Origin of the sequence: Roseospira navarrensis, from assembly GCF_009601025.1 — a bacterium.
GTDB lineage: Bacteria > Pseudomonadota > Alphaproteobacteria > Rhodospirillales > Rhodospirillaceae > Rhodospira > Rhodospira navarrensis.
In genome coordinates, this window is sequence record NZ_WIVE01000057.1 from 1 (window position 1) to 22,745 (window position 22,745).

A 22,745-nucleotide genomic window follows, 5' to 3' on the forward strand; every position below is an offset into this window, starting at 1 on the left:
CCGGATCGCGGATCACGATGACAACGGGCAAAGACCCCATCCTGAGACGATCACACGATCCGGTGCGGGGCCCCGGGTGGCCACCCGGGGCCCCGCAACCCGGCATCTCCACAATGCCACAAATCAAACAGACAATCCTGAAGCCGCGAAGCGGCTGAAGGACCTCGAGCGCTGGTCTCCGACTCCCTGCAAAGACCTGGAAGAGCGATCCCGTTAACCTGAGCCCGTCGCCCTGGCGCCCGAAGGGACGGCCGTCACCGCAAAACGGAAACCCCGCGCCCGGCGGGGGGAGGCCGGGCGCGGGGCCAGGGGCTCCCGATGCGTTCGGAAGCCCGCTCCGGATCGAAGGCCGCCGGTTACGCGGCGGCCGCCTCGTCCTTGTGCTCCAGGGCGGTCGGGCCGGTGCCGGAGGCGATCTCGATGCGGCGCGGCTTCTTCTCCTCGGGCACCTGGCGTTCCAGGTTCACGTGCAGCAGACCGTTCTCGATCGAGGCGCCCCGGACCTTGATGTGGTCGGCCAGTTCGAACTTGCGCTCGAACGCCCGGGTGGCGATGCCCCGGTGCAGGAAGCGCTCGCCCTCTTCGCCGGCGCGCTCCTGGCGGCCGGAGATGATGAGCGTGCTGTCGTGCACGGTCACATCCAGGTGTTCCGGCGCGAACCCGGCCACGGCCATGGTGATCCGGTAATCGTCGTCCGACACCTTCTCGATGTTGTACGGCGGATAGGCGGTGGTCTGCTCGTCCAGGCGGCTGGCGGTGTCCAGCAGACGGCTGACGTTGTCGAAGCCGATGGCGAAACGATGCAGGGGGGTCAGGTCAAAGGTCCGCATGATCGAGTCCTCCTTCAGAAGCGACGTCGAATGACACACTTGCGGACGCATCCTCATGATCGCGCCCGGTCTGTCCGGGACCGTGTCCGCCGGCTTGGCCGCGCGGGGGGCCCGGGGTGTCCGGTCCCCGGTCGGGCAACCGAACGCGGTCGATTTGGGGAGCGGCCGGGGGCGGGTCAAGAGGAAAAAACGCAGGTCAAGGCGGGCCTCGGGACCGGGCTCAGGCGACTCCGATGCCGGCCCGGGCCACGGCGTGGGAACCGGGGGCAGGGGCGGCCGGTCTCGTGGGATGACCGTGCCGCCGCCGCGCGCCAGACATGCATGACACGCGGGCATGAGCACGAGGATATGGCGCGGCCTTTCCAAGGCACTTGGAAATTAATGTCAAATGCGCGTGCAGGCAGGCCCGGGCGCGATCTCAAGCGCCCAAATTCCACGCGCCGTTGACGCCGGTCTTGTTCGGTATCGCACGCGTAACGATCTTTGCGGAGCCCTCGCCACCGATTTGTGCTATACTACGTAAAAGGGCCAGTGGGGCGGTTCGTGCTTGTAAAACGTGAGGCCGGTCATGGTCAGCCTCAAAACGTGTGTCAGGCGTGGCGTGCTCGCGACCCTGTGCCTTGGCGGGTTCGGATGGTCTGCGTCGGCGGAGACCACGATCCGCGTGGGCGGCACGGGGGCCCCCCTGGCGGCGCTCGCCGAGTTGGGGGCGCGGTTTGCCGAGGACCATCCCGACGTGACGGTGACCGTGTTGCCCAGCCTGGGCAGCGGCGGCGGGATTCGGGCCGTCCGGGACCGGGTCATTGACGTGGCCGTGAGCAGCCGGCCGGTGCGCGACGACGAAGGCGCGGGCTCCACGTTGATCGTCCAACCCTTTGCGCGCACCGCCGTCACCGTGCTGACCTCCCTTCCGGGGGGCGCATCCGTCACGACCGACGGTCTGGCCGGGCTGATCGCCGACCCGCACGCCACGTGGCCGGACGGCACGCCGGTCCATGTGATCCTGCGGCCCGAGACCGAGACCGATATTCATGAGATCGCGGATGATCGCCCTGTGATCGGACAGGCTCTGGCGACGGCCCGCGCGCGTCCGGAGGTGCCCGTGGCCGCGACCGACCAGGAGAACATGGATCTCGCCGCCGATCTGCCGGGCGCCCTGACGGTCGGCACGCTGCTTCAGATGCGGGCCGAGGGCTGGCCGCTGTACCCCGTGACCATCGACGGTCAGGCCGCCTCGGGCCCGGCCGTGGCCGACGGGACGTATCCGGTCACGAAGGACTTTGCCCTGGTGGTCCGGACCGATGCGAGCGAGACCGCCCTGGCGTTCATCGGCTTTCTCCGGGGCGAACAGGCCGCCGCCTACATCCGCTCGCTGGATGCCATTCCCCTTCGGTGATGCGCCATGGCTGCCACCGCGCTGGAGACCCCGTCCGCCTTCTTCGACCGCCTGGAGCGGATGCGACGGCTGGTGCGAGTGCTCTCCCTGGTGGTCGCGGGGCTGGTGGCGATCACCGTGCCGGCGGCCTATGGGCTGGCCGGATACATGGCCCTGAACCGGGACCTGACCTTCAAGGCCGAGTTGAACGCGGAGCACGTGGCCCGCTACGCCTATGGCCGGGCGGACGCCTGGGCCTATGCCGTGGAGCACGTGCGGTCCCTGATCTCGATGACGCACAGCGCCGATCGGTCGGTGCGCCAGCAGGTGAGGGATGGGGGCGGGACCTGCTTCCTCGACACCGCCACCGATCTGGCGCCGCCGGTGATGTGGCGCGAAAGCCCGATCGTGGTGCGGGGCGAGCCCATCGGGTCGGTCTCGGTGGCCGGCAGCCTGCGGCCCCTGCTGCTGTCCGGCGGGGTCGCGGCGCTCCTCGGCCTTCTGCTCGGCGGGGCGGCCTGGGTGGTCATGCAGCGGCTGCCCCAGCGGTCGCTGGATCAGTCGTTGGCCGTCATCCGGGCGGCGCACGAAGACACGCGCCGTCATGCGGCGAGTCTCGCCGCCGCCAATCGGGAGTTGAATGCCCAATACCACCTGATCGCCGAAGCGACCCGTCAGGTCGAGGCGCAGCGCCAGGCCGCGGAGGTGGCCAACCGCAGCAAGTCCGCGTTCCTGGCGACCATGAGCCACGAACTGCGGACGCCCCTGAACGCCATCATCGGGTTCGCCGATGTCATGCGGTCCGGGCTGTTCGGTGAGATCCAGGAGCCCCGGTACCGGGAGTATGTCCACGACATTCACGACAGCGGGCAACACCTGCTGTCGATCATCAACAACATCCTGGACCTGTCCAAGGTCGAGGCCGGGCGCATGGAACTGCACCCCGAGCCGATTTCGCTGCCGGGCCTGCTGCACGATGCCCTGACCGTGCTGGAGCCATTGGCCAAGGACGCGGGGGTCGGGCTGGCGATGGACGTGGACGAGGGGCTGCCCCGGATCCGCGCCGATGCGGTGAAGCTGAAACAGGTGCTGCTGAACCTGCTGTCGAACGCGATCAAGTTCACACCCCGGGGCGGCCAGGTGATGGCCGCGGCCACCCGTCTTGGCGACGACCGGGTCCGAATCGTGGTCTCGGACACCGGGTGCGGGATGACGGCAACGGATCTGGCAGCCGCGATGGAGCCCTACCGGCAGGCGGACACGCCGCTGACCCGGACGCATGTTGGCACCGGCCTGGGACTGCCGGTCTCCAAGACCCTGGTGGAGCTGCACGGTGGCACGCTGACCGTGGACAGCCGCCCGGGCAAGGGGACCCGGGTCACCGTCGTCCTGCCGGTGGAGGGGCCGCGCGGGCGCGGGCCGTCGGCGGCGTCCGCCTGAGCGGAGGGGCGGGTGGGCCTGCCTCGCCCTGGCTTTTTTCTAATTGCAAATGCCTCGCAATTGCGATACCTGCCTGGGCTGTTCCGTTTCGCCGAAGAAGGACCCAGGCATGAAACCCACCCTGCTGGCCGCCGCCGCGGCCTCCCTCGTTGTTGCCGGCGCCGCGCCCGCCCTGGCCATGCCCGACGCGCGGCCCGTCCTGACCACCTATGCCGACATCGCGCACGCCGGGTATGCCGACTCGCTGGCGGCGGCGCGCACGCTGGACGGCGCCATCGACGCCCTGGTGGCCGATCCGTCGGACGAGACTTTGGCCGCCGCCCGCGCGGCCTGGGTCGCGGCCCGCGTCCCCTATCAGCAGACCGAGGTGTTCCGCTTCGGCAACCCGATCGTGGATGCCTGGGAAGGACGGGTGAACGCCTGGCCGCTGGACGAAGGGCTGATCGACTATGTGTCGGACGGCACCGGGGGCACCGGCGGCGGCGACAATGCGGCCGCGACCGCCAACGTCATCGCCAACCCGTCGCTGACCCTGGGCGGCGAGACCGTGGACGCCGGCACCATCGACACGGCGTTGCTGATGGAGACCCTGCACGAGGCCGGCGGCATCGAGGCCAATGTGGCCACGGGCTATCACGCCATCGAGTTCCTGCTGTGGGGCCAGGACCTGAACGGCACCGGCCCGGGGGCCGGCACCCGTCCCGCCACCGACTTCGACCCGGCCAACTGCACGAGCGGGCACTGCGACCGGCGCGTGGCCTATCTGACCACGGCGTCGGATCTGCTGATCGAGGATCTGACCGAGATGGTGGACGCCTGGGCGCCCGGCGGCGAGGCCCGCGCCTTCGTGCTGGATGATCCCCAGCGCGGTCTGAAGGCCATGCTCACGGGCATGGGCAGCCTGTCCTACGGCGAACTGGCGGGCGAGCGCATGAAGCTGGGCCTGATGCTGCACGACCCCGAGGAAGAGCACGACTGCTTCAGTGACAACACGCACTATTCCCACTTCTTCAACGCCAAGGGCATCGAGAACGTCTACGCCGGCCGCTATCACCGCATCGACGGCACCGTGGTGACGGGGCCGGCGCTGGCCGATCTGGTGCAGGCCACGGATGCCGACGCCCACGCCGCGCTGACCCTGCGTCTGGCCGAGACCCTGGACCAGATGGCCACGCTGGTGGAAAGCGCCCAGACGGGCGAGGCCTATGACCAGATGATCGGGGCCGGCAACGCCGCCGGCAATGCCCGGGTCCAGGCCGCCATCGACGCCCTGACCGCGCAGACCCGCGCCATCGAGACCGTTGTCTCCAGCCTCGGCCTGGATGGCGTGGGCTTCGAGGGTTCGGATAGTCTCGACGCGCCCGAAAAGGTGTTCCAGTGAGAGCCCGAACCGGCATGACCGGAGCGGGGGCCGTCGCCATGGCGGCGGTCCTCGCCCTCTCGGCCCCCGCCGCCGCCGCGCCCGACGGCTTCGAGCCCGGTGAGGACCGTCCGGGCGGCGAGACCACCCACGACAAGGCGCGCGACCGCAACGCCTTCTCGCACAGTTCGGCCAACATGGCGTTCGATCGCGAGATGGACTTCAAGGTGGGCAACGGCTTCTTCCGGCGGCTGTGGGTGTCGGCGCCGTCCTCGACCAAGGCGGCCGACGGCCTCGGCCCGCTGTTCAACGAGGCCGCCTGCCAGAGCTGCCACCTGAAGGACGGGCGCGGCCATCCGCCGTTGTTGGAGGCCGGCGACGACCGGGGCGCCGGCATGTTCCTGCGGCTGTCCATTCCGCCCCGGAACGCCGAGGAGTGGCGCACCCTGGCCGACCGCCAGCGGACCGTGATCCCCGATCCGGTCTACGGCACCCAGCTTCAGGACCGGGCGATCCAGGGTCATATGCCCGAGGGCCGCATGGTGGTGCGCTACGCCGAGGAGACCGTGACCCTGGCGGACGGCGAGACGGTGTCGCTGCGCCGCCCGACCTATGACGTGGCGGACTGGGGCTATGGCCCGCCGCATCCGGACGTCATGCTGTCGCCGCGCATCGCGCCGCCGATGGTGGGCGTCGGCCTGCTGGAGGCGATTCCCGCCGAGGCCATTCTGGTGGGCGCCGACCCCCACGACCGGGACGGCGACGGCATCTCCGGCCGGCCGCAGTGGGTGCGCGACCCGGCCACGGGCGAGATCGCGCTCGGCCGCTTCGGCTGGAAGGCCGGCAACCCCAGCGTGGATGCGCAGGGGCAGGGGGCCTTCGCCGGCGATATCGGCATTTCGACCCCGTTCAACCCGGACCCCTGGGGCGACTGTTCCGAGGCGCAGGCCGACTGCCGCGCCGCGCCGCACGGCGACGATCCGCAGTACGCGAACCTGGAGGCCCACCAGGATGTCACCGATCTGGTGCTGTTCTACAGCCGACACCTCGCGCTGCCGGCCCGACCGGATGCGGACGATCCGCCGGTGCTGGCGGGCAAGGCCGTGTTCCGGGATCTGGGGTGCAGCGGGTGCCACACGCCGACGCACACCACGGCGGCGGACGCGGCGGATCCCGAACTGGCGGGGCAGACCATCTGGCCCTACACGGACCTTCTGCTGCACGACATGGGGCCGGGGCTGGCCGATGGCCGGCCGGAGGGCGAGGCCTCCGGGCAGGAATGGCGCACGGCGCCCCTGTGGGGCCTGGGCCTGACGGCCACGGTCGGCGGCGGCCATGCGTTCTTCCTGCATGACGGGCGGGCGCGCACCCTCACCGAGGCCATCCTGTGGCATGGCGGCGAGGCCGAGCCGGCGCGCGAGGGCTTCCGTGCCCTGCCGGCCGAGGATCGGGCCGATCTGCTGCGCTTCCTGAACTCGCTGTGAGGAATAGGCCCGCCATGCGTTTCGTTTCCGCCGTCTGCCTTTGCGCGTTTGTCCTGGCTGGGCCGGCCTTCGCCGACGACCGGGCGCCGTCCACCGGAGCGGCTTTGGCCGATCACCTCCAGCCGCGCCACGCGGCCCTGAGGGAGGCCGCCGCCGCGCTGGAAACGGCGGCCGCCGACGCCTGCGCGGCACCGTCGCCCCAGGCCCTCGCCACGCTGCGGGAGCACCTGTCCGCGACATGGGCCGCCTGGGGGGCGCTGGAGCACGTCGCCTATGGCCCGATCGAACAGTACAACCGCCGCTTCCGTCTCGCCTTCTGGCCGGACCCGCGCGGGGTGGTGGCGCGCGATTTGGCCGAGGTGCTGGCCGAAGAACCTGAGGATCTGCTGGCGCCGAACGGCTTCACCTTCGCCAGCGTGGCCGTGCAGGGGCTGCCGGCGCTCGACCGGCTGACCCATGGCCGTCAGGCCGAGGCCCTGGACGGCGCGGGCTATCGTTGCCGTCTGCTGGTCGGCGTGGCCGGGAATGTGGCGACCATCGCGGCCGATCTGGACGCGGCGTGGCGGGTGGACGACGGCGCGTGGCCGGCGGCGTTCCGTGATCCCGCCGAGGCGGCCATGGTGCGCGATGCCGGCCAACTGGCGGGCATCGTGCTGACGGGGATGTCCTCGCAACTGCGGGCGATGCGGGACCGGCGCCTGCTGCCGGTGCTGGAGGACGAGGCCGCGGCGACGGACGACGCGGCTGGGTCGGACCGCACTCCCGTGGTCGTCGCGGCCAGCCTGGACGGCATGGCGGAGGCGTTCTCGGTGCTGTTCCGGCCGCCGCTGGAGACCGTGGATCCCGAACTGGCCGGGCTGATGACGCGGGCCTTCGCCCAGACGCGGGACACGGCGAGCGGCCTGACCGCGCCGCTCTCGGCGGCCGTGGGTGATCCGGACGGACGGGCGGCGGTTGAGCGCCTCGCCACCCAGCTTCAGGCGCTCAACCAGCTTCTGGTCGAGCGCGTGGCCCCGGCCCTGGACCTGAGCGTGGGGTTCAATTCGCTGGACGGAGACTGAGCCATGACCGCCATCGTCAGTCGCCGCGCTCTTTTGGCCGCCGGGGCCGCCGGGCACGCCCTGGGCGGGGCGCGGCTGCGGGCCGCGCACGCCGCCGCGCCGGACCGGGGGGTGTATCTGGGCGGCGCGCTGACCCCGGATGGCGTCTGGCGCTACAGCGGCGTGGATGCCGACGGGTGTCTGGTGCTGGATGTGCCGCTGCCGGGACGGGCCCACGGCTGCGCCCTGCGGCCGGACGGGCGCGAAATCGCCATTACCGCGCGCCGACCGGATCGGTTCGTGGTCATCGCCGACCGCCGCACGGGCGCGATCCGCCGGACCCTGAGGCCGCCGCCCGGGCACCACGTCTACGGCCACGCGGCCTATCGCGTGGACGGGGCGCGCCTGTACGTGACGGAGAACGCCTACGACGCTGAAGAGCCGGGCGTGATGGCCGTCTACGACGCCACGGAAGGCTATCGCCGGATGGCCACGTGGCCGACGGGCGGGATCGGACCCCATGAGGTGCGTCTGATGCCGGACGGAGCCGGCCTCGCCATCGCCAACGGCGGCCTGCGGACCCACCCGGACACCGGCCGGGCGGTGCTCAATCTGGGCTCCATGGATGCGTCCCTGGCGCTGATGGACCCGGCCGACGGCCGTCTTCTGGATCAGGCCCGGCTGCCCGCGCGCTGGCGCCTGAACAGCATCCGGCACATCGCCGCCACCCCGGACGGCCGCGTCGTGGCGGTCAGCCAGTGGCAGGGCGGGCCCTCGGAGCGGCCGCCCCTGGTGGCGGTGTGGCGGCCGGGCGGGGCGCTTGTGCCGCTCTCGGCCCCGCCAGAGGTCCAGGCCCGGATGCGGAACTACTGCGGCAGCGTGTGCGTGGACGTCGCGGGTCGCATGGCGGCGGCCTCGGCCCCGCGCGGCGGGCTGATCACGCTCTGGGACCTGGACGCCGAGGCGTTCGCGGGTGCGGTCGAGGTCCCCGATGGCTGCGGCGTGGCGCCGGACGGCACGCCCGGCGGCTTCATCCTGACCAGCGGAGCGGGTGGGGTCTGGCGGCATGGCCGGGACGGCACCGCGCCCCTGCCGGGCGAGGCCGCGACCGCGCGGCGCTGGGACAACCACCTGACCCGGATGAAGGCATGACCCCCTTGCCCGGCGGTTACGCCGCCGTCGGCGCGGCCTGCTGCACCCGGTTGCGGCCGGTGTGCTTGGCCGTGTAGAGGGCGTCGTCGGCGCGTTTGAGCAGTCCGGCAAACCCGGAGGACTCTCGGCTGCCATCGCTGTGCGCAACGCCGATGCTGGCCGTCACGGAAACGGCGGCCCGCGCCGTGGCGCAGGGGGTGGCGGCGATGTCGGCGCGCAGGCGCTCGGCCAGCGTCGTTGCCGCGTCCAGGGGCGTTTCGGGCAGGACGATGGCGAACTCCTCGCCGCCCAGCCGGCCGATCACATCCGAGGTCCGCACGCCGTCGATCAGGCGGGCCGCCACCTCCGCCAGCACCACGTCGCCGACATCGTGGCCGTGGGTGTCGTTGATGACCTTGAAGTGGTCGATGTCCATGACGAGCACCGCGATCGAATGGCCGTGACGGCGGTTGCGGTCCCACTCCGCCTCGGACAGCTTGAGAAACCCCCGGCGGTTCAGCACGCCCGTCAGCGGGTCGGTGACGGCCAGCGCGCGCAGTTCGGCATCCCCTTCCTCGATCCGGTCGGCCATGGTGTTGAAGGCATGGCCCAGGTCGGCCAGTTCGTCCCGGCCGCGCGGCCAGACCCGCGCCGACAGGTCGCCGTCCGCCATGGTTCGCGCCGCGCGCTGAAGACCCGTCAGGGGCTGAACCAGCGACAGGACCAGCAGGACCGTCAGCAGCGTGGCGCCCACCAGCACGGCGGAGAACACGACCAGCATGGTCACTTGAATCTGATGGGACTCCGCCAGCACGGCCTCGCGGTCGGCGCTGATGAACAGCCGCCACCCCAGATCGCCGATCACCGGCGCGTTCGGGTTGGTGGCATGGGCGATCAGACGGGCGTCGTTGCCGGAGGACTGCACAACGATCCCCTGCGGCGCGTCGGCGGCCTGGAAGACGGGACGGTCGGCGACACTGGCCAGGAACCGGAAGGGGAGCCGCGAAAAGATGACGCGTCCGTCGGCGGTCGTCAGCAGGATGTCGGACGGCTGGCGTAGCTGGGTTGCGGTCGCCGCCTCCCGGGCGATCCACGCCGCGGAGAGGGTGGCGTGCGCAATTCCGATCAGGCGTCCGTCCGGCGCATCCAGTCGGACGGCGACCTCCAGACCGGGCAGGCCCGCCCGGGAGTCCTCCGGTCCGTCTCGGACCCCGATGACGGCCCGCCCCGTCTCGGCGGCCTCGCGCCACCAGGCGGGAACCGGCGTGAGCGGCCCGAAAGCGGCCGCCTGGGGCTTGGTGAAGGGGGTCGTGTCGGCCACGACGTAGCCCTGGGCGTCCGTGATGCGGATGACATCGAACACGGCCCGTCCGAACAGCCGCCGTTCGACCCGGATAAAGCTGTCCCACAGGCCGGCGGAGGCCTCGGCGAACAGGCTGGTCCGGTCCCCCGTACCCCCGGGGTCCGGTTGCGTGTTGGCCACGGCGAGCGCGCGGCGTACCGCTTCGATCTCGCCGGCCCGGGCGATCTGATCCATGCGCGTCGAGACGATCGTGCCCATCTGGGCCAGGATCACGCCGCCCGTCTCGACCACCTGCTCGCCGTGAACCCGCTCCAGGGTCGCGACGCTGGCCCGGATCCCGTAGATGCCGGCCACCGCGAAGACGCACAGGGCAAGGCCGGTCAGGAGACCGATCCGGGTGCGGATGCTGAGCCTGTTGAGCGGGTTGGTCATCGGGGAGGCTATCGGTAGATCAGACGGCCGTCGCTGATGCGCGCGGGAAACAGAGGAAAGGCGATGTCCTGCTGGCCGGCCTCAAGGGACACGTTTCCGAACAGGCCGGAATACAGAAACCCATCCTGAAGCTGGGCCCGCAGGTCGGTCTGTCCCGTGGGGCCGCCTTCCATCAGGCCGGCGACCATCATGGCGAAGTCGTAGCCGTTGGCCACGTACTGATTGAAGGGGCGGTCGTGCCGGGTCTCGAACCGGGTGCGGACGTCGTCGGCGAAGGCATAGTTCCTGTTGTAGATGGCCGGGGCGACCACCCGGACCCCGTCCGCGACGGGATCCCGGACCACCTCGGGCAGGGTGGCCGTGGTCGTCGAGACCACCGGCCCGTCGAAGCCCTGCGCGCGCAATGCGCCCAGGACACCCAGGATCGGTCCCGCGAAGCCCACCACCGCCACGGCTTCCGGCTCCGGGGTGTTCGCCACGAGGGCGTCGAAGTCGGTCCGGCCCAGCGAGAAGCTGAGGCCCGTGATGGCCATGCCCCGGGGCCCCAGTCGGGTCTCGATCTGGTCGAAGACCGCCGTGCCGTAGGGGTCGTCCTGATGGAACACGGTGAGGGTCTTCACGCTGTCCGGCAGGACATCGGCCAGGATCGGCAGTTCCTGCTCGGCCGTGGGAAAGTAGCGATAGACCGAGCGGGTGCCCGCAGTCAGGTCCGGCGCAGAGGCCACCAGACCGAACAGAAGCTGGCCGTCCGCCTCGGCCCGGTCCCGCAGCGCCATCGAGACGCCGCTGGTGCCGGCCACCAACACGTCCGGGGGCGGGTCGGCTGCCCGCACCGCGTCATAGGCCGCGAGTGTGGCCTGTGCGCTGCCCGCGGCATCGTGCAGGACCAGAACCACCGGCCCGCCGGCCGCGCCGCCGCGCGCGTTGATGTCCTCGATGGCAAGGGCCAGACCGTCACGGATGTCCTCCCCCACGCTCCCGGCGGGGCCGGTCATCGGCAGGACGGCGCCGATCACCAGACCCGGGGGGTCTTCGCATCCGGCCAGCAGAAAGAGGCCCAGACCCAGCAAGGCGGAGCCGATCGGATGTCGCACGGGCCAACGGCCACGGGTCATGGTCCTGGTCTCCCCTCAATCCTGGCCGGACGACACCTCACACCCGTTCATGTGTCGGCCGGCATGAACGGGTCCCGCATGGGGAACGCCGCAGCGTCGCACGCCACGATGAACAAATATTCAATCTCCCCGCCCGGACGCGGGTCAATCCCGGCTGTGCGAGAGTCAGGGCTCCGAATCCAGATGACAGGGGTGTCATGGTTCGTGCCCCATCACGAGATCCTTCGCGCCCTTAGGGCGCTCAGGATGACACCCTCTATTAAAAGTGTGTCATCTTGAGGGAGCCCCCGCGACCATCGTTCCGATGGTCGCGCTTCTTTGCGGCGACGCGATGCGTCGCCGGGGGCGACCGAAGGACCTCGAGAGGTGGGTTCGTCCCCATCCGTGTCACAGAACGGTCATCCGAGTTCGGAGCCCTGGACCCCGCGGCAGGGCCGTGGCGTCTCCCCCGGTCCGCCGCTATGATCGGCGGCCCCATCCGTCCCGTTCCCCCGTTCTGCGTGCCCAGCGATGACAGCCCAGTCCCCCGCGCCGACGGCGCCCCCCCCGGACGTCGCCCCCGACGCCACTTCCGCCCGGGCCGCCCGGTCGCGCACCGCGACGGCGTCCCTGGCCTGGCGCATGGTCCGGGAGTTCCTGTGGCCGCACCGGCGCGCCATGGCGCTGGGCGTGGCCTTCATGCTGCTGATGGCGGCGGCCACCGTGGCGACGGCCTGGCTGCTGGAACCGGCGATCAATCAGGTCTTCCTGGGCAAGGACCGGGACGCGCTGTGGTGGGTCGGCGGCGGCATCCTGGTGGCGTTTCTGGCCCGGGCCGTGGGGAACTACGGCCAGTCGCTCTACGTCACCGAAGTGGGATTCCGCATCCTGGCCACCGCCCGGGACCGGCTGCACGCCAAGGTCTCCGGCATGGAGCTGCGCTTCTTCCAGGGGCGCAACACGGGCGATCTGGTGACCCGCTTCACCTTCGACATCAACCGGATGCGGCACGCCACCTCGAACACGATGACCGGACTGGGCCGCGATCTGGTGACGCTGTTGGCCCTGATCGCGCTGGTGCTGTGGCAGGACTGGCTGCTGGCCCTGCTGGCCATGGTGGCCGCCCCCCTGACCATCGTGCCGGTGCGTCGTCTGGGCCGGAAGGTGCGGCGGCGGGCGCGGGACACCCAGGAGGAGACGAGTCGCCTGCACGCCCTCATGTCGCAGACCCTGCGCGGCATCCGCGTGGTGTGGATCGACGGCCGCCGCGACCTCATGGCGGCCCGGGTCGAAGACCTGATCCGCCGCATCTTCCGCCGTCAGGTCTCCGGCGAGCGCGCCCGGACCCTCATCACGCCGATCATGGAACTGGCCACGGGCGTGGCGCTGGGGCTGGCGCTGTACGCCGGCGGCCAGCGCATCCTGAGCGGGGGCAACGACCCCGGTTCGCTGACGTCCATGCTGGCCGCGCTGCTGATGGCCTATCAGCCGGCCAAGCGGCTGGCCAACCTCTACACCATCATGCAGGAGGGCCTGGCCGCCGTCGAACGCCTGTTCGAGATGCTCGACATGCCGCCCGACCTGACGGAGCGCCCGGACGCGCGGCCGCTGCCCGAGGGGCCGGGCCGCATCCGCCTGGAGGGGGCGCGGTTCGCCTATGATCCGGCGGCGCCCGTGCTGGCGGACATCGACCTGACCGTGGATCCCGGCGAGACGGTGGCGCTGGTCGGCGGCTCGGGGGCCGGCAAGTCCACGCTGCTCAACCTGATCCCCCGGTTCCTGGATGTGGACGCCGGCACGGTCCGCGTCGATGGCCACGACGTACGCGATGTCACCCTGGCCTCGCTGCGGGCGCGCATCGCCATGGTGACGCAGGAGACCTTTCTGTTCGACGACACCATTGGGGCCAACATCGCCTATGCCCGGCCGGGGGCCAGCGCCGCCGAGATCGAGCAGGCGGTGCGGGACGCCGACGCCTGGGACATCGTGGCCCGGCTGCCGCAGGGACTCGATACGCCGCTCGGCGCGCTGGGCGGTCGGCTGTCGGGGGGCGAGCGCCAGCGCATCGCCATTGCCCGGGCCCTGCTGAAGGACGCGCCGATCCTGCTGCTGGACGAGCCCACGTCGGCGCTCGACACCGAGGCCGAGGCGCGGGTGCAGGCCGCCCTGGCGCGGCTGTCGCGGGGGCGGACCGTGCTGGTGGTGGCGCACCGCCTGTCCACCATCGTCGAGGCCGACCGCATCTGCGTGATGGAGGCCGGCCGGATCGTCGAACAGGGCCGTCATGCGGATCTGCTGACACGGGGCGGCGCCTATGCCAATCTCTACCGCGATCAGGGCCATGCCCCCGGCGCGTGACCGGGCGCGGGGCCTGCGGGGGCGCGGTTCAGGCCGGCGCCCGGGCCGACGGATGAACGGAAATCCGAACTGAAACGAAGGGGGAAGACTGGAATGAAACGGCGCGAGTTCCTCTCCGGCGCGGCCGCGGCCGGTGCCGCTACCGGGGTCTCCAGCCTGGCCGCGCCCGCCGTGGCGCGGGCGCAGGGGGCCTCCGGGGAGGCCATGGAATGGAAGATGGTCACCACCTGGCCGAAGAACGCCCCCGGGGTGGGCGTCAACGCCCAACGCTTCGCCGATGCCGTCACCGAGATGTCCGGCGGGCGCCTGACCATTCGTCTGTTCGCGGCCGGGGAACTGGTGCCGCCGTTCGAGTGCCTGGACGCGGTGCAGGCCGACACGGCGCAGCTTGCGCACTCCACGCCGTATTACTGGGTCGGCAAGGCCCCCGCGCTGAACTACTTCACCACCATCCCGTTCGGCCTGATGGCCTGGGAAATGAGCGCCTGGATCGCCTTCGGCGGCGGTCAGGCCCTGTGGGAGGAGGTCTACGCGCCGTTCAACGTGGTGCCGTTCTACGTGGGCAATTCCGGGGTCCAGTCGGGCGGGTGGTTCAACAAGGAAATCAACACCCTCGACGACATCAAGGGCCTCAAGATGCGGATCGCCGGCTCGGGCGGCGAAGTGATGCGTCGCCTGGGTGCCGCCGTGGTGCTGACGCCGCCGGGGGACATCCAGCCGGCCCTCATGTCCGGCGCGGTGGACGCGGCCGAGTGGGTCGGCCCCTGGCTGGACATCGCGTTCGGCCTGCAAAAGGCCGCCAAGTACTACTATGTGCCGGCCTTCCACGAGCCCGGCCCGGGCCTGGAGGTGATCGTCAACAAGGAGCGGTTCGCCGCCCTGCCGGATGACCTGAAGGCCATCGTGCGCTATGCCGCCCGCGCCACCGCCGAGACCACGCTCGCCGATTTCACCTACAACAACATCAAGGTGTTCTCGGAGATGCAGACGGCCTTCCCGGATATCGAACTGCGCACCTTCCCGGACGCGGTGATCGCCGCCATGGGCGAGGCCACCCGCGAGGTGGTGGCGGAGATCGCCGCCAAGGACGAGATGGCCGCCAAGGTCCATGAGTCCTTTACCGCGTTCAACGCCATGGCCGAGGACTACCAGCGGCACTTCGACCTGAAGACCCTGCAGATGCGTCGTCAGGTGATGGCGGGATAGGGGAAAGGGCTTCGCCCCGCCTCGCGACATCTCCACCAAGAACAACACCCCCCGGCCGTATGGCGCGGGGGGTGTTTTCAGGTACAAGGTCGTCCCGGCGGGATTGGTGAAGTGGTTTGACTGTCGGAGGGGGCAACGTCACAGGGCGATGCTCGCCGCCCCGTTTTTTCGTCATCCTGAGCCGCTGCAGGCGGCGAAGGATCTCGGGAGGCCAAATGATACCAGCGGCGGGCGAGTTTGACTCACCCGCCGAGCGGCACCGGCCCTCTCCCCCACCCGGCCACCCCAAGGATACTCTCGTGGGTGGCCGGGTGGGGGAGAGGGCCGGCCACGGACTTCAACGGTCATCGTCAGATGCCGTTGGTATGACTCCGGGCCGAGGCGGATCCCCACCCCGGCCCGAGATCCTTCGGTCGCTCCGCTCCCTCAGGATGACGCCTTGGTCTTTGCGTCGCGCCCGTCCTGACGGTCAAAGCCTTGTGCCGCCGGCCTTTACGCCGCCTGCTGGTCGATCTCCAGCGTGCGCCAGACGTCGAGCAGGGCGCTCACCAGATGGTCCATCAGCGCGTCGTCGTGCAGCGGCGTCGGGGTGATGCGCAGGCGCTCGGTGCCGCGCGGCACGGTCGGGTAGTTGATGGGCTGCACATAGATGTTGTGCTTGGTCAGCAGCAGGTCGGACGCCTGCTTGCAGCGGGTCGCATCGCCCACCAGCAGGGGCACGATGTGACTGACCGAGTCCATCACCGGCAGGTTCAGCTCGCGCAGGCGGCGCTTCAGGGTCGCGGCGCGCTCCTGATGGCGGATGCGCAGCTCGTTGTGGGCCCGCAGGTGCTGGATGCTGGCCAGCGCGCCGGCGGCGATGCCCGGCGGCAGCGAGGTGGTGAAGATGAAGCCCGCGCCGAAGCTGCGCACGAAGTCCACCAGATCGCGCGAGGCGGCGATGTAGCCGCCGATGCAGCCGATCGCCTTGCCCATGGTGGCCTGGATGATGTCGATGCGGTCGGCGACGCCGTCACGCTCGGCCACACCCGAGCCCTGCTCGCCGTACATGCCGACGGCGTGGACCTCGTCGAGGAAGGTCAGCGCGCCGTGCTTCTCGGCCACATCGCAAATCTCGGCGATGGGGGCGATGTCGCCGTCCATGGAGTAGACCGACTCGAAGGCCACCAGCTTGGGCGTTTCCTTCGGGTATTCGGACAGCAGGCGATCCAGATCCTCGGGGTCGTTGTGCTTGAAGATCTTCTTCGGCGCCCGGGAGTGGCGCACGCCCTCGATCATGCTGTTGTGATTCAGCGCGTCGGAGAAGATCACCAGATCGGGGATCTGCTGGCCCAGGGTCATCAGCGTGGTCAGGTTGGCCACATAGCCGCTGGTGAAGATGAGGGCCGATTCCTTGTTGTGCCACGAGGCCAGTTCGTCCTCCAGCAGCACATGGTCATGGGTCGTGCCGGAGATGTTGCGGGTGCCGCCGGCACCGGCGCCGCACGCCTGGACCCGCTCCGCGATGGCGTTGGTCACGACCGGGTTCATGCCCATGCCCATGTAGTCGTTCGAGCACCAGATGGTGACGTCATGGGTCTGGCCATCCCGGTGGTTGATGGCCTTGGGGAATTTTCCGGTGCGACGCTCCAGGTCGCAGAACACGCGGTACCGCCCTTCCTCGCGGAGGTCACGCAGGCGGTTCCCGAAGTAGGTCTGATAGTCCATCGGTCACGTCCTCTCGGTCAGACGATCCCCGATCCTCGATGCGGCGGGACCCTATCCCATGGACCCGGTCGGGTGTGTCCCCGGGGTCCCCGGCATCGGCAGGCGGGGGTGCGGCAGGTCAGCTCGTCTTGTCGTTGTTGCCTTGGGTCTGGTCGGGCGCCGCCCCGGGTCGGATCCCCCGCGGGGCTCGGTACCGCCCCGCATCCGGCCTGTCGGCGCGACGACCGCGTGCTACAGCTTGTCCTCGGCCCTGCACCAGGCCAGGGTATCATCCAACGCCCGGGCGACTCGCGAGACCATGGCGTCGATCTCCTCTTCCGTGATGATGAGCGGTGGCGAGAACGCCACCGTATCGCCGATGACACGGGTGATGACCCCGTGACGGTGCAGGTTCCGTCCGATTGCGAGGCCCACGCCCTGGGCCGGGTCGAACGGCTGGCGGCTGGCCTTGTCGCGCACGATCTCGACGCCCGCGACCAGACCGACGCCGCGCACCTCTCCGACCAGCGGGTGGTCGGCCAGCGTGCGCAGGCGCTTCTGCATGACCGGGCCCACCGTAGCGGCGTGGGCGAACAGGTCACGTTCCTCGTACAGGCGCAGCACCTCCCGCGCGACCGCGCAGGAGACGGGGTGCCCGCCATAGGTATAGCCGTGGCCCAGGATGCCGATCCGCCCGGCGTTGTCCCGGATCACCTGATAGACCTTTTCCGTCATCATCAGGGCGGACAGCGGCATGTAGCCCGACGAGAGCTGCTTGGCGCAGGTCAGCATGTCGGGTTCAAGGCCGAAGGTCTGGCTGCCCCAGACGTTGCCCGTGCGGCCGAAGCCGCAGATGACCTCGTCCACCACGAACAGGATGTCGTGCCGCTTCAGGACCGCCTGGATCTTCTCGAAATAGGTCGGCGGGGGCACGATCACGCCGCCCGCGCCCATGACGGGCTCGGCGAAGAAGGCGGCGATGGTCTCCGGCCCCTCGGCCTGGATCAGCGCTTCCAGATCGTCCGCGCAGCGGGTGGCGAAGGCTTCGGGGCTCTCGCCCTCGAGGGCGAAGCGGTAGTGATGCGGGCAGCTTGTATGCAGGATGCCCGGCATCGGAAGGTCGAAGTCGCGGTGGTTGTTGGGCAGGCCGGTCAGGCTGGCGGTGGCCAGGGTGACCCCGTGATAGGCCTTGATGCGGCTGATGACCTTCTTCTTCTCGGGCCGGCCCAGCGCGTTGTTGTAGAAGCGGATCAGCTTCAGCGCGGTGTCGTTGGCCTCCGACCCGGAGCCGGAGAACAGCACCTTCGACATGGGCACCGGCGCCATGGCCAGCAGCGCCTCGGCCAGGTCGATGCCCGGCAGGTGGGCCTTCTGGCCGAACGGATGGTAGAAGGCCAGCATGCGCATCTGGTCATAGGCGACGCGCGCGAGCCGCTCCTCGGCCGAAAAGCCCAGCGCGGTGCACCACAGGCCGGCCAGCCCCTCGATGTAGCGGGCGCCGGCTTCGTCCTCGACCCACGCGCCGTCGCCGCGCGTCACGATGACCGGGCCGTCCTGCTCAAGCGCCAGGGGGTTGGTGTAGGGATGCAACTGGCTGCGAACGTCGCGCGCGGCGGCCGAGTTGGGACGCGGAACCTGGGTCATCTCGGGACTGTACTCCGGACTGGAGCGCGCGGCATCGCCCACGGACAGAGCAGACACCTCATGCGCCCGCACGGTGGCCGTCGATATGACGGGCCGTTCAGGATCGGGCTCACCCTCACGGTGGTCCTGTCCATTCGTCAAGCGAAATTGACACATTGACCTGTCAATGTCACGGGCTCGATCAGACTCTTACAGAAATTTTAAGTCAACATTCCGCTATTGATAATCAATCGCAACTATGCGAGGGTGCCGATCGTCAACACTGCGGCCGGCCACGGGCTACAACGGTCATCGCCAGATGCCGTTGCGACGAGTCCGGCCGCCCTCCCGTCACTCCCCCCCTCTGTCCACTTGCGAAGGGACTTTCGACCATGACGATGTCCGTTTCCCCGCGGTCCGCGCCGCGCCGCCGGACGCTGCTGGCCGGCGCGGTGGCCGCGCTCGCCGCCGCCGTTGCCCTGCCGGTCGGGTCAGCTCTGGCCGCCGGCGCCGGGTCCGTCAACGTCTACTCGACGCGCCAGCAGTTCCTGATCCAGCCTCTGTTCGATGCGTTCACCGAAAAGACCGGGATCGAGGTCAACGTGGTGTTCGCCAAGGAGGGCCTGGCCGAGCGCCTGCGCGCCGAGGGCGACAACAGCCCGGCCGACCTGGTGTTTACGGCCGATATCGGACGCCTGGCGGACATGGTGGACATGGGCGTGGTGCAGCCGGTCGAGACCGAGGCCCTGACCGAGGCCGTGCCCGAGCAGTACCGCCATCCGGACGGCCTGTGGTACGGCCTGACCCTGCGGGGCCGCGTGATCTACGCGTCGAAGGAGCGGGTGCCCGAGGGCGCCGTGACCAGCTATGCCGATCTCGCCGATCCCCGGTGGGAGGGCAAGGTCTGCACCCGCAAGGGCGACCACGTCTATCAGGTGGCCCTGCTGGCCGCGATGATCGCCAGGCACGGCGACGACTGGGCGCGCGACTGGCTGGAAGGCGTGAAGGCCAATCTGGCCCGCAAGCCGCAGGGCAACGACCGCGCCCAGGTGAAGGCCATCATGGAGGGCCAGTGCGATCTGGCGGTGGGCAACACCTACTACATGGGCAAGATGCTGGAGGATCCCGAGCAGCGCGCCTGGGCCGAGTCGGCAACCATCATCTTCCCCGACCAGGACGGCAGCGGCACGCACATGAACCTGTCCGGCGTAGCCATGACCACGGCCGCCCCGAACCGGGAGCATGCGGTCACGCTGATGGAGTACCTGGTCTCCGACGAGGCGCAGGCGCTCTATGCCGAACTGAACCACGAATACCCGGTCAAGCCGGGCGTGGAATGGTCGGACCTGCTGCAGAGCTGGGGCGACTTCAAGATGGATCCGCTGTCGCTGGACGAGGTGGCCAAGTACCGCCCCGAGGCGCTGATGATGGTCAACAGCGTGGGCTACAACAGCTAGCCTGAAGGATCAGGCAGGAGTCCGGGAGGGCGGGGCGTTCGCGTCCCGCCCTTTGCCTGTCTCATGCTGGCCGGCTTTTGTCCTGACGTGTCAGGACAAAAGCCTTACGCCGCTTCGCGGCGCCGGTGCCGTCGCACCGGCCGCCCCGCCTGTGACGTAACGTCATAGGCGGGGCGGGCATCACGCCCCACCGTATTCCATGAAGACCACCGCCTTGTCGTCCGGGCCGTGGTCCATGCGCCCCACCTCCTGGAACCCCAGCGCGCGGTGGAACGCCATCGAGCCCGGGTTGGGCGGGCGCTCGTTGACCTCGCACAGCACGAATCCGTAGCCCTGCTCGCGCGCGGTGTCGATGACCAGGCGGTACAGCGCCCGGCCCACCCCTCGGCCCCGCGCCGCCGGCGCGACCACGCCCCGGTCCACGTACAGGAACTGGGAGCGGGTCTCGCTGACCCAGCGGTAGTTGGGGCTCTCGTAGGCCAGACCCGGCGGCAGCGCCAGCACGAAGCCCAGCAGCGTGCCGTCCTCGCCGTAGGCCCCGGCGGCCAGCGCGGCCTGGGCGACCAGTTCGGCCAGGGCGTCTTCCTCCAGCGCGTTCACGTTCGGCTGGGCGGCGTTGTTCAGCGCCAGGGCGGCGGGCAGGTCCTCGGGGGCGAGGGGGCGCGGCGGCAGGGGCATGGCGAAGAGGGCGTCACATGGTTGAAACAAGGCCGGAGCATAGCCCCGCCGGGAGCCGGACGCCAGCGCCATGCAGGCCCGGGATGGTGTCGGGGCCCGGTTGCTGGTAAGAGACGACCTCTGATTCTGATCGGTGATGAACCGGACACGCCTTTTCGTCGATCGGTATGCCCTCCATGTCCAGGACCTGACCATGCGCGACGCCAGCCTTGAGCGGAACACCAAGGAAACCCGGATTGCCGTGACCGTGAACCTGGACGGGACCGGCCAATACAGCATCGCCACCGGCGTGGGCTTCCTGGACCACATGCTGGAGCAGCTTTCGCGCCACTCCCTGATCGACATCGACTTGAAGGCCGAGGGCGACACCCACATTGACTTCCACCACACCGTGGAGGACAGCGCCCTTGCGCTGGGCGAGGCCGTCTCGCGCGCCCTGGGCGACCGCAAGGGCATTCACCGCTATGGGGCCGCCACCATCCCCATGGACGAAACCCTGACCCGGGTCGCCATCGACCTGTCGAACCGCCCCTATCTGGTCTGGCGGGTGGGTTTCAGCCGGGACAAGCTGGGCAGCTTCGACACCGAGCTGTTCAAGGAGTGGTACCAGGCCTTCGCCCAGATGGCCGGCGCGACCCTGCACGTCGAGACCCTGTACGGCGAGAACAACCACCACATCGCGGAAAGCGGCTTCAAGGCGCTGGCCCGCGCCCTGCGGCAGGCCGTGGAGATCGACCCGCGCAAGGCGGATGCCGTGCCCTCAACCAAGGGCGTGCTGGGCGGCACGCTCTGATCGTCTCCCAACGGCATCTGACGATGACCGTTGAAGTCCGTGTCCGGGACACGTCCGGGTTCCGGCTGCGTCAGGGCCAGACGGGAACGGACGGCGCGGGCGGTTCGGGGTAGAGACGCTCGGGCCGAGGCGGCGTGGCCGCCACCCATGACGGCGCGGGGCTCTCCGACGCGACCCCCGGTCCGCCGGGCGTGGCGTTGGCCACGCTTACGTCCAGACGGCGCAAGGCGTCGTGGATGGGCAGGAACAGAGCCACCCCGTCCAGGCCGAGCCCCGACAGGTTCCCCCAGGCATCGACCAGCGGGCGCCCGTTCCGCCCGTCGGGCATGGGGGTGGTCGCCAGCACGGCCGTCCCGCCGTCGTTTCCTCCGGCCCGCGCCGCCGTCACGGTGCCCTGGCCGATGGTCTGGCCCAGCGCATGGGCGCGTTCGCCCGGCGCGATGGGGGTGGGGCGCACGGGCAGCCCCCGGAAGCCCCGGCCCGTGGCGCGCAGCAGCGCGACCTCGCCCAGCGGCCCCCGCCGCTCGACCCGACCCCACACCGTCCGGCCATCCGCCAGCCGAACCCGGACCACATCGACACCCCGGGTCACATGCGCGACCGTCAGCAGCCAGCCGTCTTCGGTGAGCAGCACGCCGCCCGCCTCGCCCTCCGGCCCCTGCACGACCACGGCGGCCGCGCGCGCCCGCTCCGCGTTCAGTGCAAACGGCTCGGCCAGCAGCGGCGGGCCGGTCAACCGTAGTGATCCGGCTCCGAAGGGGGGCGGTGGCGCGGGTCCGCCGGCGGCGGTGACGAAGAGCGCGGGGCTGAACAGGGGGTCCGACACCGACGCCTGCGCCATGGTGGAGGGCGCCCGACGCACCAGGGCGCGGCGGAAGCGGTTGTCGGCGGCCAGCCGCCGGAGGGCCTCGCGCACCATGGCGTCCGTCAGGATGGCGGCGGCCGGGCCGGCCGTGGGCGCTTCCAGGCGGGCCCCGGCGGTCAGACTCGGCGTCTCAAAGACCGTGACGCCGGAGTCCGCCGCGCGCACCCGCGCCGCCAGCACGCCGTGCGCCGTGCCCGTCGTGCCGGGGCCGAACACACCCACGGTGTGGCACAGGTCCAGCGTCAGGGATCGGATCCGCAGGTCCAGCGCAAAGTCGGCGGGCGGGCTGGACACCACGGGGAAGCCCAGCGCGTCGCCCAGTTCGCGCTGGACCGCCGGGGTCAGGGCCGCCGTCGCGTCCGCTCCTGCCCCCGCTGGCGCCGGCGCCGGGGCCGTCCAGGGCTGCGGTGTGCAGGCGGCGTCGTCGCGGTATCCGCCGGTTACGGCCCCGGGCGCCACGTCGATGCGGCCGACGGTCAGCGGACCGGCGGCGGCGGCCTGCACCGGCGTCAGCGGCGGCACGTCCGAAGCCGCCGGACCCGTGTCCCACGCGCCTGGACTCGCACAGCCCGACAACAGAAGCAGCGCGC

The 22,745-nt window shown here is 70.4% G+C and carries 17 protein-coding genes; 10 read left to right on the forward strand and 7 right to left on the reverse strand.

Annotated elements, in window-relative coordinates:
- Positions 1 to 356 precede the first annotated feature (356 nt).
- Complete coding sequence (locus GHC57_RS14935; RefSeq protein WP_153345678.1) at positions 357 to 830, reverse strand: Hsp20 family protein; 474 nt, start codon at positions 828 to 830, stop codon at positions 357 to 359.
- Positions 831 to 1,398: 568 nt separating this feature from the next.
- Between GHC57_RS14935 and GHC57_RS14940 the strand changes: the two genes are divergently transcribed.
- From GHC57_RS14940 to GHC57_RS14965, 6 genes are all read left to right on the forward strand, one after another.
- The gene (locus tag GHC57_RS14940; RefSeq protein ID WP_153345680.1) at positions 1,399 to 2,226 is read left to right on the forward strand and encodes a substrate-binding domain-containing protein; all 828 of its coding nucleotides are present in this window, start codon (positions 1,399 to 1,401) and stop codon (positions 2,224 to 2,226) included.
- A gap of 6 nt (positions 2,227 to 2,232) precedes the next feature.
- On the forward strand, positions 2,233 to 3,645 hold the full coding sequence (locus GHC57_RS14945) for a sensor histidine kinase (RefSeq protein WP_153345682.1): 1,413 nt from the start codon (positions 2,233 to 2,235) through the stop codon (positions 3,643 to 3,645).
- A 109-nt stretch (positions 3,646 to 3,754) separates the two neighbouring features.
- Complete coding sequence (locus GHC57_RS14950) at positions 3,755 to 5,026, forward strand: imelysin family protein (protein WP_153345683.1); 1,272 nt, start codon at positions 3,755 to 3,757, stop codon at positions 5,024 to 5,026.
- Positions 5,027 to 5,040: 14 nt separating this feature from the next.
- Positions 5,041 to 6,489, forward strand: coding sequence for a di-heme oxidoreductase family protein (locus GHC57_RS14955; RefSeq protein ID WP_153345685.1), 1,449 nt, complete (start codon positions 5,041 to 5,043; stop codon positions 6,487 to 6,489).
- A 14-nt stretch (positions 6,490 to 6,503) separates the two neighbouring features.
- Entirely contained in the window at positions 6,504 to 7,550 is a 1,047-nt protein-coding gene (locus GHC57_RS14960) for an imelysin family protein (protein ID WP_153345687.1), read from the forward strand.
- 3 nt (positions 7,551 to 7,553) lie between these two features.
- A complete protein-coding gene (locus GHC57_RS14965) occupies positions 7,554 to 8,681 on the forward strand; it encodes a DUF1513 domain-containing protein (protein ID WP_153345689.1) in 1,128 nt (375 codons plus the stop codon).
- Positions 8,682 to 8,697: 16 nt separating this feature from the next.
- On the opposite strand, the gene GHC57_RS14970 is transcribed toward GHC57_RS14965, so the two are convergent.
- Together GHC57_RS14970 and GHC57_RS14975 are read right to left on the reverse strand one after the other, a co-directional pair.
- Positions 8,698 to 10,395, reverse strand: a complete 1,698-nt coding sequence (locus tag GHC57_RS14970; protein WP_153345692.1) for a sensor domain-containing diguanylate cyclase — start codon at positions 10,393 to 10,395, stop codon at positions 8,698 to 8,700.
- 8 nt (positions 10,396 to 10,403) lie between these two features.
- Complete coding sequence (locus GHC57_RS14975) at positions 10,404 to 11,510, reverse strand: ABC transporter substrate-binding protein (protein WP_153345694.1); 1,107 nt, start codon at positions 11,508 to 11,510, stop codon at positions 10,404 to 10,406.
- A gap of 510 nt (positions 11,511 to 12,020) precedes the next feature.
- On the opposite strand from GHC57_RS14975, the gene GHC57_RS14980 reads away from it, so the two are divergent.
- Together GHC57_RS14980 and GHC57_RS14985 are read left to right on the forward strand one after the other, a co-directional pair.
- A complete protein-coding gene (locus GHC57_RS14980) occupies positions 12,021 to 13,847 on the forward strand; it encodes an ABC transporter ATP-binding protein (RefSeq protein ID WP_246152346.1) in 1,827 nt (608 codons plus the stop codon).
- Between the two features lie 93 nt (positions 13,848 to 13,940).
- A complete protein-coding gene (locus GHC57_RS14985) occupies positions 13,941 to 15,053 on the forward strand; it encodes a TRAP transporter substrate-binding protein (RefSeq protein ID WP_153345696.1) in 1,113 nt (370 codons plus the stop codon).
- A 492-nt stretch (positions 15,054 to 15,545) separates the two neighbouring features.
- On the opposite strand, the gene hemA is transcribed toward GHC57_RS14985, so the two are convergent.
- Together hemA and GHC57_RS14995 are read right to left on the reverse strand one after the other, a co-directional pair.
- Complete coding sequence (gene hemA, locus GHC57_RS14990; protein ID WP_153345698.1) at positions 15,546 to 16,760, reverse strand: 5-aminolevulinate synthase; 1,215 nt, start codon at positions 16,758 to 16,760, stop codon at positions 15,546 to 15,548.
- A 231-nt stretch (positions 16,761 to 16,991) separates the two neighbouring features.
- Positions 16,992 to 18,383: an aspartate aminotransferase family protein gene (locus GHC57_RS14995; protein WP_153345715.1), complete on the reverse strand. Its 1,392-nt coding sequence runs from the start codon at positions 18,381 to 18,383 to the stop codon at positions 16,992 to 16,994.
- Between the two features lie 371 nt (positions 18,384 to 18,754).
- On the opposite strand from GHC57_RS14995, the gene GHC57_RS15000 reads away from it, so the two are divergent.
- Positions 18,755 to 19,819 (forward strand): Fe(3+) ABC transporter substrate-binding protein, encoded by a 1,065-nt coding sequence (locus tag GHC57_RS15000; RefSeq protein ID WP_246152348.1) that lies wholly within the window; start codon positions 18,755 to 18,757, stop codon positions 19,817 to 19,819.
- A gap of 180 nt (positions 19,820 to 19,999) precedes the next feature.
- On the opposite strand, the gene GHC57_RS15005 is transcribed toward GHC57_RS15000, so the two are convergent.
- Positions 20,000 to 20,497 (reverse strand): GNAT family N-acetyltransferase, encoded by a 498-nt coding sequence (locus GHC57_RS15005; protein ID WP_153345700.1) that lies wholly within the window; start codon positions 20,495 to 20,497, stop codon positions 20,000 to 20,002.
- A 193-nt stretch (positions 20,498 to 20,690) separates the two neighbouring features.
- Between GHC57_RS15005 and hisB the strand changes: the two genes are divergently transcribed.
- Positions 20,691 to 21,290, forward strand: coding sequence for an imidazoleglycerol-phosphate dehydratase HisB (hisB, locus tag GHC57_RS15010; RefSeq protein ID WP_153345719.1), 600 nt, complete (start codon positions 20,691 to 20,693; stop codon positions 21,288 to 21,290).
- Positions 21,291 to 21,360: 70 nt separating this feature from the next.
- Here the strand turns inward: hisB and GHC57_RS15015 are convergent, their stop codons facing one another.
- On the reverse strand, positions 21,361 to 22,677 hold the full coding sequence (locus tag GHC57_RS15015) for a trypsin-like peptidase domain-containing protein (RefSeq protein ID WP_170294906.1): 1,317 nt from the start codon (positions 22,675 to 22,677) through the stop codon (positions 21,361 to 21,363).
- Between the last annotated feature and the right edge of the window lie 68 nt (positions 22,678 to 22,745).